The organism is Streptomyces sp. NPDC058678 (assembly GCF_042714835.1).
Classification (GTDB): Bacteria; Actinomycetota; Actinomycetes; order Streptomycetales; family Streptomycetaceae; genus Streptomyces.
Genome location: NZ_JBHXSG010000022.1, coordinates 25,754 through 38,468 on the forward strand (window position 1 = coordinate 25,754; position 12,715 = coordinate 38,468).

Genomic DNA, 12,715 nt, shown 5'->3' on the forward strand with positions numbered 1-12,715 from the left:
CGTTCCCGTAGGACAGCGACCACGGGTCCCCCTCGAGTCTCGATGTCGGAGTGAGGGGAAGTTAAAACGTTTTCATTCGGCAGTCAACACATCCGACACAGAAGGGCTGTTGACGGCCCGCCTGCGTCGGCCTCGTCCAACCGGGCGACCTCCAGGGTCCTTTGGTGTTTTCGAGCAATCGTTCACAGTCCGGAACTCGCCCATTCATTTGACATGTCATTGACACGCCTTTGAAGGGTCTTGGTACACAGGTGGGCCCGCGATTCCTGTGCGACCCCTGTGCCCACGGGGGACAAGGAGCCTTCATGGCACGCTTAGGCCACACCCGCCTCCGCCGTCTCCGTCTGCGTGCCGCCCTCGTCGGCACCCTGGCCACGGCGTTGCTCATCGGCACCGCTCCCTCGTCCCCGGCCCGCACGGGCGAGGCGAGACCCGCGGCAGCCTCCGAACCCGACACCACCGACCCCCGTGACGGCTGGCGCCCCGCCAGTGAACTGGCCGACGAAGAGGACGACCGCGGCTTCTGGGACAGCGTCTTCGGCAGCGACGGCGAGAAGGACGACCGGGACGACGGCGACTCCAAGCCGCCCCGTATCACCCTCGACCGCAGCCGCGGCGCCGCCTCCCTGACCCACCCACGGGTCGCGGGCGAGGCCGACGGCGTCCGTGTCGCCGCGCCCCGCAGTGTGCACGCGACCGGCGCCGACCTGGCCTGGACGGCGTACGACGGCAAGGGTCTGCTGGAGTACGAGGTCCACCGCTCGACGTCGAAGGACTTCACTCCGACCGCCGAGACCCTGCTCGCCCCGGTGGACCGCGACACCCTGACCTTCACCGACCGCACCGCGCCGCCCGCCCTGGAGGGCGACGGCCGCACCCACCACTACCGGATCGTCGTCCGGACCAAGCAGGGCAAGCTCCTGACCGGCCCCGCCCGTGCCGTCGAGCTGCCCGTCGTCGGCCAGGTCGCCCAGGGCGGCAAGCTGCTCGCCGCCCCCGAGGCCGAGACCTACTTCCTGCCGTTCACGCCCGCGCGGATGATCCCCGGCGAGACCGCCACCGTCGAGGCGACGCTCACCAACACCACGGACACGGTGTGGAAGAAGGGCGAGCGCGTCCTGTCGTACCGCTGGACGCTGGACGGCAAGGACGTCACCAACCTGCTCAACAAGGACGCCACCGGGCTGCCGAAGGACGTGGCGCCCGGCGAGACCGTCACCTTCGACGCGCAGGTGAAGGCGCCGGTCCTCGTCGACCCGCTCGACAAGCGGCTGACCTTCGGCCTCGAGTGGGACCTGCGGGAGAAGGCCACCGGCGACTGGCTGTCCGAGACGGACGGCGTGCCGCCGTCGAAACACGAGGTCACCGCCGAGTACCCGACCTCCGACCAGCTCGGTCTGGAGGACTTCCACTCGTACGCCGGCAAGAACACCGGCGCGGGCTCCGCGCTGATGAGCAACCTTTACGCCGGCAACGCGGTGTGGTCGTACAACGCCTTCTCGAACCCGTCGCTCGGGTTCTCGACCTTCCTGCGCCTGGCCTACAACTCGCAGGACGCGTCGAACACTCCGGCCGGTCCGGGCTGGTCGCTGCAGGCGTCCTCGCCCGTGCGGCTCGGCACCCCGCTGGACTTCCACCCGTCCGCGCTGCTGCCCAAGCAGATCACGCTGACCGACGGCGACGGCACCAGCCATGTCTTCAGCAAGAACAAGAAGGGCGAGTGGGACTCCCCGGCCGGAGTCCACTTCCGGGTCAGGCAGCTGGAGAAGGACTGTCTGCTCAAGCCCCACCAGCGGGAGGCCTGGGAGTTTCTGCGCCCGGACCGCACCCGGTTCCTCTTCGACTGCCAGGGCTATCCGAGCGCCCAGGTGGACAAGAACGGCAACCGGATGGAGTTCACGTACGAGGAGCGGCTGCTCGGGCACCCGTCCAAGCTGCTGAAGTACGTCACCGACGCCGAGGGCCGGCGCACGCTCAGCGTCGACTACTGGGAGAAGGGCGAGGCGTACACGTACGTCGACGAGGACGGGAAGGTCCGTGAGGGCAAGCACCTCCTGAACCCGTTCCTCATCGGCAAGGTCCGCTCGGTCACCGACATCTCCGGTCGGCGGATCGACTTCACGTTCACCGAGAAGGGCCTGCTCGCGCTCCTCACGGACGGCGCGAACTCCACGGACAAGGACCTGCGCAAGGTCTTCAGGTTCGGCTACGGCAAGGAGTTCGACCACCCGGGCGTGAAGCTGGTGAAGGTCACCGACCCGCGCGGCAACGCCACAGAGCTGGACTACGTCGGCCCGCACGACGACAAGGACCAGCTGCACTACCTGGGCTACACCAAGGCGGTCACGGACCGGCTCGGCGGCCTGACCCGGTACCGCTACGAGGACGCCGACGACCACGACGGCAAGGCGATCCGGACCGTCGTCACCGACGCCGAGGGCAACCCGGCCACCCAGCTGCTGGACGGCTACGGGCGCCCGGTGAAACTCACCGACGCCAAGAAGCGCACCACGAAGCTGGGCTGGGACGCGGACAACAACGTCACGCGCCTGGAGGAGAACAACAAGGCCGCCCGCACCTGGAAGTACGACCCGAAGACCGGCTACCCGCTGGAGGCGAGGGACGCCGAGAGCGTCAAGAACGACCGGCCCGCCGCCACCCTCGCCTACGCCACCGGCGAGAACGGCTACATCGCCGACCTGGTGCGCCGCGTCTCCCCGGAGGGCCGCGCCTGGCAGTTCGGCTACGACGCGCGGGGCAACATGACCTCGGTCACCGACCCGAAGGGCGTGGCGAGCGAGCCGGCCGGCGACTACACCTCCACCCACGCCTACGACGGCCGGGGCCGGCTCACCTCCGCGACCGACGCCAACGAGCACACCACGACGTTCAAGGACTACGACCCGTCCGGCTACCCGCGGGTGATCGTCGACGCGCTCGGCAACCGCACGGTGACGACGTACGACGGGCGCGGCAACGTCACCGAGGTCGAGGAGGCAGGCGGGGCGACGACCACGCAGACCTACGACCTGTTCGCGCGTCCGCTGGAGAACCGCAGGCCGAAGGACCACAAGGCCGGCGAGTTCATCGTCACGCCCGCGCCGGAGTACGACGCGAACGACAACACCCTCGTCTTCACCGCCCCGAACGGGGTGGCGAGCACCAGCGTGTTCGACGCGGCCGACCAGCTGCTGAAATCCGTCCAGCCGGGCGACGAGGAGGGCTCGCCGGAGCGGGTGTCGACCTTCACCTACGACAAGGTCGGCAACCAGCTCACCTCGACCGAGCCGAAGGGCAACCTCACCGAGACGCCCGGGGACTTCACCTCGACGACGAAGTACGACGAGATCTACCAGCCGATCGAGGCCGTCAACGCGGCGGGCAAGCGCGCGAGCGCCGTCTACAACGACGTCGGTGACCTGGTGAAGGTCGTCGACGCCCGCAAGAACGAGACCGAGGACCCCGACGACTACACCACCACGTTCCGCTACGACCTCGACCACCGGCTGCTGGAGACCACCGACGCGGCCGGCAACGCGACGACCAGCACCTACGACTGGGACGGTCTGACCACCGCCGCCACGGACGCCGACGGCAACCGCACCGAGATGGTGCTGGACGCCCGCGCCGCCCTGGTCGAGGCCCGCGTCCCGCACGACGGGGACGGCGACGACGCTGTCGTACGCACCACCCGCTTCGAGTACGACGAGGCCGGCAACCAGACCCGGGTCATCACCCCGCGCGGCATCGAGACCGGCGACGACCCGAAGGACTTCGCCGCCGAGACCGTCTACGACGAGCTGAACCGCGTCAAGGAGACCCTGAGCCCCTACGACCCGGACGACGCCCGCTACAACACGCCGGACCGCACGACGTACGAGTACGACGCGCTGAGCCGGGTGAAGAAGGTCAGCGCCCCGCCGTCGGAGGGCCAGAGCGTCCGCAACGAGACGGAGTACACCTACTTCGACACCGGCTGGATCAAGACGTCCACCGACGCCTTCGACATCAAGAACACCTACCAGTACAACGACCTCGGCCAGCAGATCCAGAACACCCTGAGCAGCGGGGGCGGTTCGGTCACCCGCACCCTCGACTCCGCCTTCTACCCGAGCGGTGCGTTGAAGTCCCGCTCGGACGACGGAGTGCCGGTCGGTCTCCAGGTGGCGCTCGTCGACAACTCCGACATCAACAACACGGCCACCCAGGGCACGTGGGCCGAGGCAACCGCCGAGGGCGCGTACGGCTACAACGCGCAGACGCACCCGGCCGGTTCGGGCGAGGACCGCTTCGTCTGGCAGCTGACGATCCCGCAGGCCGGCGACTACACGGTCTACGTCCAGTACCCGAAGGTCGACGGGGCGGCGAAGGACGCCACCTACGAGATCAAGTACAAGGACGGCACCGAGACCAAGACCCTCGACCAGACCGAACTCCCGGGTGAATGGCGTTCGCTCGGCAAGTACGCCTTCGGCGAGGACACCGGCCAGGCCGTCACCCTCACCGACAAGGCGACCGGCACGGTCGTCGCGGACGCGGTCCGGCTGGTCCGCGACCACTCCAAGGACACCGACAACGAGGAGAAGGACTTCTCCTACCGCTACGACGCCAACGGCAACCAGATCGAGATCACCGACCGCAGCCCCGGCGTCGAGACCGACCGCTACACCCTGGCGTACGACGAGCTCAACCAGCTCGGCACGGTCGTCGAGCACGACGGCGACACCGTGCGCAACACCACGAAGCTGACGTACGACGCCAACGGCAACACGCTCACCACCACCCACGACCTGACCTGGAGCAAGCTGGACTACGACGTCCTGGACCGGGTCGAGCGCATCACCAACGCGGCCTCGCCGACGGCGGGCGACCGGCAGGTCACGGAGCTGGAGTACACGGACCGGGGCGAGTTGGCGAAGCAGACCAAGCCCAACGGCAACGTCCTCACCGTCGACTACTTCCTCGACGGCTCGACCAAGAAGACCTCCGAGAAGAAGTCCGACGACACCCTCGTCGCCGAACACGCCCTGAAGTACAACGCCAACGGTCACAAGGTCGAGGACGTCCTGAAGCTCATGGACGCCGACGACCACGGCTCCACCATCGACAACACCTACGCCTACACCTACGACCCGCAGGACCGCATCGCCAAGGTCGCCAAGACCGGCGACGACGAGACGACGGAGGAGTACCGGCACGACGCGGCCGGCAACGTGGTCTGGCAGAACGTGGCCGACACGACCACCACCCACCGCTACGACCGCAACCGGCTGCTCACCTCCACGGCGGACGGCGCGTCCTCGACGTACAACTACGACCCGCTGGGCCGCCTCGACACCGTCTCCTTCGGCGGCGAGACGATCCAGAAGTACCGCTACGACGGCTTCGACCGCCCCGAGTCGATCACGGCGGGCAGCGGCGAGTCGGCGAAGACGACCCGCATGACCTACGACGCCTTCGACCGCACGGTGAAGGAGACGGCGGGCAGCGGCGACGACGCCAGGACGACCCTCTTCACCTACCTGGGCATCACGTCACACTCCTTGAAGGAGGAGGTGACGGACGAAGGAGTCACGTCCTTCCAGTACGCCTCCTGGGGCCAGAAGCTCACCCAGATCAAGGACGAGGAGGACAAGGACCCGGAGACGACGCAGTACCTGTACCACCCGCACGGCGACGTCGAGGGGCTGACCGACAAGGACGGCAACACCAAGACGACGTACGGCTACACGGCCTACGGCAAGAACGACCCGGCCCAGTTCACGGGCGCGGACAAGCCGGGCGCGGGCGGCGGCGAGTCGGCGGACCCGTACAACTCCTACCGCTTCAACGGTAAGCGCTACGACACCACGTCCGGCACCTACGACATGGGCTTCCGGACCTACGACCCGGGCCTGAACCGCTTCCTGACCCGTGACATGTACGGCGGCGCGCTGGCGGACATGGGCCTGACCACCGACCCCTACACCGGCAACCGTTACGCCTTCGCCGGCGGCAACCCGGTCTCCTTCATCGAGATCGACGGCCACCTGTTCGGGATGTCCTGGTCCGACATCGGTCACGTGGCCCTCGACGTGGTCGGCCTGATCCCGGTCGTCGGCGAGGCCGCCGACCTGGCCAACTGCGGCTGGTACGCGGCCGAGGGCGAGTACGTGGACGCGGCCCTGTCCTGCGCCTCCGCGATTCCCTTCGCAGGGTACGGGGCGACGGCGGCCAAGGCGGCGAAGTACGGGGACGAGGCGCTGGAGGCACTGGACACGGCAAGCGACGTGGGCCGCAACGTGGACAACGCGACTCCGCCGAGCGCGGCTACGCCGTCCACGGGCAATCCTCCGTCGGCCAGCGGCGCTGACACACCCCCCACCAACACCGGCAACCCGCCGGCGGCGGACCCGGCGCCGGCTCCGGCACCCGCTCCGGCCGCGCCGAAGCCCCCGGACGCGCCCCCGGCCAGCGGTGCCTGCAACAGCTTCGTACCCGGCACCAAGGTCCTGATGGCCGACGGTTCCACGAAGGCGATCGAGGACATCGAGCTCGGCGACAAGGTCGCGGCGTCGGACGTGGAGACAGACGACACCCAGACCCGCAGGGTCACCCGCACCATCAAGGGCGACGGCACCAAGCACCTGGTCACTCTGACCGTCGACACGGACGGCCGGGCGGGCGACAAGACGTCCACGATCACGGCCACGGACGGCCACCCGTTCTGGCTGCCGGACCTGGGCCGCTGGGTGGACGCCGGCGACCTGCGGCGCGGGCAGTGGCTGAGCACGGGCAGCGGCAGCTGGATTCAGGTCACGGCGGTCAAAACCCGGGCGGCGAAGGCGACCGTCCACAACCTGACCGTCGAGGGTCTGCACACGTACTACGTGCTGACGGGGGCGACGCCGGTCCTCGTCCACAATGCCGGCGGACCGGCATGTGCGACCGAAGTCGGGTCCATGGACCATGTGACGTCAGGCATCCTGGATATTCAGGTCGACGAGGTCCCCTTCGCCAGTGGGCCTAATTCTGGCGGATTCATCGACGACATCGCCCGCGTACCGGGAATGACCAACCAGAATTTCCATCACGTCGAGATGCAGGCTGCTGCATACATGCGGTTGAACAACCTCAGGCAGGGCGTCCTGTACATCAATCACCCGCGCGGCGTCTGCGCTTACTGTGACGGGCGCGCCTACGGCGGCGGCCCCAGCATCGAAGATGCCCTGCCAAAGGGCTCGCAGATGTGGGTGGTGGCCCCCGGAGGGCGGACGACGAGATTCACCGGGAACTCCAGGTGAGGTAACACGGCGGTCGGTCTGCCGGTGTGGCTCGAGAAAGCCTCACCGGCAGACCGCCGAACATGCTCGACATCAGAAAGGGAGATCGTCGATCGGCACTTCGATCGGCTGCGGACGACCCACCTCGGTAGGGTTATAGGATTCAAGATCCTTACGATATTCTTGAACGTCCGCACCGGAGACCGTAGCAATGGTAAGCATCCAACTCCGCTGGCCTTCAGGCGCGTACCCGACCGGAGGTGGAGCCACTCTGGCCAGGGCGTTGGCGCTGCAAAGCAGCCGGGCCGAGGGGCTGTCGTTCGCGGGAGGGCTGAATGGCAGAGCAGAGAATGCGGCCAGTGCGCCCTGAAGGGCCGACTCCGGCACCACTGCGGAGAACTTGGATTCTGCTCCCACAATGGCCTCGTGGACGGTGCAGTGCAGGAGGAACCGATCAAGGGTTACACCGGTATCTCGCCACACATCGGACGCGGACTCCTTGACGAAGACCTGATGTTCCGCCAGGTCGGGGTCGAATGCCCAGTAATAGCCGTTCTGATTCTCGACCCAGAAGACGATCATCCCGTCACCGGATCTCGTCAGCTCCGCCGGCGCGATCGGATAGTCCTGAAACGTGACGTCAACTCCTGTGGATGCCGCCGCCTCGTGCCATTCAACCAGTTCTCGGGGAATCCCGGACATCTCCGGGAAAGCGACAGTATCGCCAACCCTGCCCACGCCGTACCAGCGTTCCAGGAAACGTCTCACACTGTCGTGCCGGAGGTTTTTCAGCTCTTCCATCACGCTGCGACCTTCCCGTTCAGCACCACCCGCAGCGGGGCCCCCAGCACGCGGACGTCCGCGCGGGGGTCCCGTTCGTACACCACCAGGTCCGCTGCCGCGCCCTCCTCCAGCCCGGGCCGGCCCAGCCATTTCCGGGCGTTCCAGGTCGTCGCCGCGAGGGCCTCCACCGGCGGGATCCCGGCCGTCACCAGCTCCGCGACCTCATCCGCCACGAGCCCGTGCGGCAGGGTGCCGCCGGCGTCCGTGCCGACGAAGACCGGGATGCCGGCGTCGTAGGCGTTGCGGACCGTGTCGTAGCGGCGTGCGTGGAGCCGCCGCATGTGGGCGGACCAGCGGGGGAACTTGGACTCGCCGCCCTCGGCCAGCGAGGGGAACGTGGCGATGTTGACCAGGGTCGGGACGATCGCCACCCCGCGGGAGGCGAACAGGGGGATCAGGTCCTCCGTCAGGCCCGTCGCGTGCTCGATGCAGTCGATGCCCGACTCGACCAGGTCACGGAGCGAGTTCTCGGCGAAGCAGTGCGCCGTCACCCGCGCGCCCAGCCGGTGGGCCTCCGCGATCGCCGCCTCGGCGGCCTCCCGCGGCCAGCTGGGTGCCAGGTCGCCCGCCTCCCGGTCGATCCAGTCGCCGACCAGCTTCACCCAGCCGTCGCCCCGCCGGGCCTCCTGGGCGACGTACGCCACCAGGTCGTCCGGCTCGATCTCGTGGGCGTAGCCCCGGATGTAGCGGCGCGTGCGCGCGATGTGCCGGCCCGCGCGGATGATCTTCGGGAGGTCCTCGCGGTCGTCGATCCAGCGGGTGTCGGAGGGGGAACCCGCGTCGCGGATCAGCAGGGTGCCGGCCTCGCGGTCGGTCAGGGCCTGCTTCTCCGCGACGTCCCTTTCGACCGGCCCGTGCGGGCCGAGGCCGACGTGGCAGTGAGCGTCGACGAGGCCGGGCAGCGCCCAGCCCGACACCCTGCGGACGTCACGGGCGGCGACGGGACGGTCGTAGGAGATCCGGCCGTCGACCACCCACAACTCGTCCCGGACGTCGTCGGGCCCGACCAGGACCCGGCCCTTCACGTGCAGCACCGTGCGATCGCTCATGGACGGCACCATAACCAGCCCGGCCTCACTGCTCCCAGGGCGGTGGCCCGTCGAAGGCGAGCCGGTGCACGTCGAAGAGGACCGCGGCCTCGACGTCGAGCGCGTGCCCGGCCTGTCGGGCCGACCAGGTCAGGAAGGGGCGGGGCTCGAAGCCCTGGGCCCCGAGGCCCTTGGTGTACTCGGCGTGGGCGGCGAGGGACGCGATGCCCCGCTCCAGTGGTTCGCCCGTCACGTCCACCCCGTGGGTGGGCCGCTCGGCGCCGGCGAAGCACACGAAGCGGACTCCGCCCCAGGGTTCGAGCCCCTCGTCGGCGAGTTCGGGGAAGATCCACCGGTTGCCCGCGTCGCGCGCCGCGTCGAGCGCGGCGAGGCCCACCACGCGGTGGTCGGCCTGGTTGACCACACCGGCGACCATCCGCACCGTGTACGCGCCCGACACCACGACCTCGGGCCGGTGCCGGCGGATCGCCCGCACGATGTCGCGGCGCAGGGCCGGCCCGTACTCGATGCCCCCGTCGCGGTGGTCGAGGAACTCGACCGTGTCCACGCCCACCTCACGGGCTCCGGCCCGCTCCTCGGCCTCGCGCAGCGGGCCCGCCTCGTCCGGGTGCAGCCCGTCGATGCCCGCCTCGCCCCGTGTGGCCAGCAGGTACGTGACCTGCTTGCCCCGAGCCGTCCACCGGGCCACGGCGGACGCCGTCCCGTACTCGATGTCGTCCGGGTGCGCGGCCACGGCGAGGCAGCGTTCCCAGTCCTCCGGCAGTGGAGGCAGCGCGGTGCCGGCTCCGGAGCCGGCCGCGTCGTCGAAAGTCGTCATGCCCCGAATGATGGCGCTCCGCAGCCTCTGACCGACAGAGGAACGTATGTCCCCTTCAGTCGCTTTGGCCCACCTGGTCCGACGTCTCCTCCTCCACCTCGGCCATCGCGGGGTCGAGGAGGCGGGAGAGGAAGTGGCGGGTGCGTTCGTGGCGGGGATCGGTGATGACCTGCTCCGGGGTGCCGTCCTCGACGATCACTCCGCCGTCCATGAAGACGACCCGGTCGGCGACCTCGCGGGCGAAGGTCATCTCGTGGGTGACGACCATCATCGTCATGCCCTCGTTCGCCAGCCTGCGCATCACCGCCAGTACGTCCCCCACCAGTTCCGGGTCGAGCGCCGACGTCGGTTCGTCGAACAGCATCACCTCGGGGCCCATCGCCAGCGCGCGGGCGATCGCGACGCGCTGCTGCTGGCCGCCGGAGAGGGAGGAGGGGTACGCGGTCGCCTTCTCGGACAGTCCCACCCGCTCCAGGTTCTGTGCGGCGATCCGGGCGGCCTCCGCCTTGCCTCGCCGGAGCACCCTGCGCTGCGGCAGCGTGAGGTTCTCCGTCACGGACAGGTGCGGGAAGAGGTTGAACTGCTGGAAGACCATGCCGATACGGCGGCGTGCGGCGTCGATGTCGACGTCGGGGTCCGTCAGCTCCGTGCCGCCGACGAAGATCCGGCCCTTGGTGGGTTCCTCGAGGAGGTTGACGCACCTGAGCAGGGTCGACTTGCCCGAGCCCGACGGCCCGATCACGCACACGACCTCGCCCTGCTTGATCTCCAGGTCGATGCCGCGCAGCACCTCGTTGTCGCCGAACGACTTGTGCAGGGCGCGGACTTCGATCTCCGGGTGCGCCCCAGGAGTCTTCTCGCTCATTTCACGGCCTCCTGGGCCTTCGTCTCCATACGGCGCACGACGAATCCGAGCGGGATCGTGACCAGCAGGTAGCACAGGCCGGCGACGAGGATCGGCGTGGAGTTGGCGGTCGTGCTGGCCAGGTCGCGGCCGTACTTGGACAGTTCGCGCTCCTCCAGGGTGACGCCGAGGAACAGCACCAGCGAGGAGTCCTTGAAGAGCAGGACCAACTCGTTGGTGAGCGGCGGCAGGATGATCCGGAAGGCCTGCGGAATGATGATCGAGACCATCGCGCGTGCGGGCGAGAAGCCCAGGGACCGGGCCGCTTCCATCTGGCCCTTGGGCACGGCCTGGATGCCCGCGCGGATCGTCTCCGCCATGTACGCGGCGGCGACCAGCCCCAGTGCGAGGGCGACCTTGCCGTAGGTGCCGCCGACGATCTCCGTGCCCGGGAAGGCGAGCGGGACGGCGACGCCGATGAAGATGAAGATCAGCAGGGCGGGCAGGCCGCGGAAGATCTCGATGTACACGCCGGCGAACCAGCGGTACGGCCCGACCGACGACAGCCGCATCAGCGCGATGACCATGCCGAGCACCAGGCCGACGACGAAGCCGGACAGGGTGTAGAGCACGGTGTTCTTCAGCGCCAGCGTGATGACGTCCGGGAACATCTGCTCGGCGATGTCGATCTGCGCGAACTGGTTCTTCAGCCGCCCCCAGTCCGCCGAGAACGCGAAGGCGATCACGGCGGCGACGAAGACGGCGTACTGGATGCCTCGCGAGAGGCTGCGCTTCTGACGCCGGGTCAGACCCTTTTTGCGGGGCGTGACGTCGAGCTTCGTGGCATCACTCATGAGGCGGACGGAGAGGCCGCGGACTCGTCGTACGGGCCGATCCACTGCTCGTAGAGCTTCTTGTACGTGCCGTCGGCCTTGGCGTCCGCGATGGCCTTGTTGACCGCGGCGAGGAGCTTGGTGTTGCCCTTCTTCACGGTGAAGCCGTACTGCTCACCGGTGTTGAGGTTGTCGACCACCTTGAAGGCGTCGGCGTTGGCCTTGTCCTTCAGCCAGCCCTGGACAACCGGGTAGTCGATGACGACGGCCTTGACCTGGCCGGAGCGCAGGCCGTTGAGGACCGCGTCGGAGGACTCGAAGGAGACCGGGTCGAAGCCCTGCTTCGTGACGTAGTCCTCGCCGGTGGTCTGCGCCTGGGCGCCCAGCTTGGCGCCCTTGGACTTCACGTCGGCGAGGGAGCCGAGCCCGCTGTCCTTGTCGACCAGGACGGCCTGGGTGGCTTCGAAGTAGGGGTCCGAGAAGTCGACGTTCTTCTTGCGCTCCTCGGTGATGGTCATGCCGGCCGCGGCCAGGTCGCACTCGCCGGAGTTGAGGAAGGCGCCGGTCTTGAAGTTCTCGAAGGGCGTGTCGAGGACGTCCTGCTTCACGCCCAGGTCCTTGGCGGCCAGGTCGATGAGCGAGACGTCGAAGCCCTGCACCTTGCCGTCGATCTCCGACTGGAAGGGCGGGTACGGCAGGTGCGTGCACGTGGTGAGCTGTCCAGCCTTGACCAGCTCGACCCCGCCGGCTGCGGTCTTCGAGCCGCTGCCGCCGTCGTCGGTGGAAGTACAGGCGGACAGGAGCACCAGCCCGGCCGTCGCGGTGGTGGCAGCCAGGACGCGGGTCCGGCGCCCGAGGGGCGTGATCACGGCGGGCCTTCCTATGGGGGAACTATGACGTCAGAGGCTTCAGATTATAAGGAGACCTTTGGGTTCCTCAAACCAAACCGATGGTTGCGGGGCCGTCCGGCCTGAGAAGTCGTCGGTCGGAGAAGGGCGGCGGGCGGCGGTTACCCTCGTCTCGTCTACCCCGTGAGTGACACTCGTTACCCCGCCAGTGGGAGTCGT

General features: G+C 68.6%; 7 protein-coding genes. 1 reads left to right on the forward strand and 6 read right to left on the reverse strand.

Translation table 11 applies throughout. The features are described from left to right. The first annotated feature begins 305 nt into the window (after window positions 1-305). The gene (locus ACFWWR_RS20895; protein ID WP_384304690.1) at window positions 306-7,283 is read left to right on the forward strand and encodes a polymorphic toxin-type HINT domain-containing protein; all 6,978 of its coding nucleotides are present in this window, start codon (window positions 306-308) and stop codon (window positions 7,281-7,283) included. 72 nt (window positions 7,284-7,355) lie between these two features. Here ACFWWR_RS20895 and ACFWWR_RS20900 read toward each other — a convergent pair whose 3' ends face one another. From ACFWWR_RS20900 to ACFWWR_RS20925, 6 genes are read right to left on the reverse strand one after another with little or no spacing between them, the layout of a single operon-like run. Beyond that, entirely contained in the window at window positions 7,356-8,066 is a 711-nt protein-coding gene (locus ACFWWR_RS20900) for a hypothetical protein (RefSeq protein ID WP_384304693.1), read from the reverse strand. Next, a complete protein-coding gene (locus ACFWWR_RS20905) occupies window positions 8,063-9,154 on the reverse strand; it encodes an amidohydrolase family protein (RefSeq protein ID WP_384304696.1) in 1,092 nt (363 codons plus the stop codon). Before ACFWWR_RS20905 ends, ACFWWR_RS20900 begins: the two co-directional genes overlap by 4 nt. A gap of 25 nt (window positions 9,155-9,179) precedes the next feature. Beyond that, window positions 9,180-9,971 carry a PIG-L deacetylase family protein gene (locus tag ACFWWR_RS20910; protein ID WP_384304699.1) on the reverse strand — a complete coding sequence of 264 codons (792 nt, stop codon included), beginning with the start codon at window positions 9,969-9,971 and terminating at the stop codon, window positions 9,180-9,182. Window positions 9,972-10,026: 55 nt separating this feature from the next. Then, complete coding sequence (locus ACFWWR_RS20915) at window positions 10,027-10,836, reverse strand: amino acid ABC transporter ATP-binding protein (protein WP_383865260.1); 810 nt, start codon at window positions 10,834-10,836, stop codon at window positions 10,027-10,029. Then, window positions 10,833-11,669, reverse strand: coding sequence for an amino acid ABC transporter permease (locus ACFWWR_RS20920; protein WP_383865258.1), 837 nt, complete (start codon window positions 11,667-11,669; stop codon window positions 10,833-10,835). The genes ACFWWR_RS20915 and ACFWWR_RS20920 overlap by 4 nt, the downstream gene beginning before the upstream one ends. After that, on the reverse strand, window positions 11,666-12,517 hold the full coding sequence (locus ACFWWR_RS20925; RefSeq protein ID WP_384304702.1) for a transporter substrate-binding domain-containing protein: 852 nt from the start codon (window positions 12,515-12,517) through the stop codon (window positions 11,666-11,668). The genes ACFWWR_RS20920 and ACFWWR_RS20925 overlap by 4 nt, the downstream gene beginning before the upstream one ends. Window positions 12,518-12,715: the final 198 nt, after the last annotated feature.

Excerpts from the sequence above, each read along its gene's own strand:
- ACFWWR_RS20905 (WP_384304696.1), bottom strand. The coding sequence starts at position 9,154 with ATGAGCGATCGCACGGTGCTGCACGTGAAGGGCCGGGTCCTGGTCGGG.
- ACFWWR_RS20910 (WP_384304699.1), bottom strand. The coding sequence starts at position 9,971 with ATGACGACTTTCGACGACGCGGCCGGCTCCGGAGCCGGCACCGCGCTG.
- ACFWWR_RS20895 (WP_384304690.1), top strand. The coding sequence starts at position 306 with ATGGCACGCTTAGGCCACACCCGCCTCCGCCGTCTCCGTCTGCGTGCC.
- ACFWWR_RS20920 (WP_383865258.1), bottom strand. The coding sequence starts at position 11,669 with ATGAGTGATGCCACGAAGCTCGACGTCACGCCCCGCAAAAAGGGTCTG.
- ACFWWR_RS20915 (WP_383865260.1), bottom strand. The coding sequence starts at position 10,836 with ATGAGCGAGAAGACTCCTGGGGCGCACCCGGAGATCGAAGTCCGCGCC.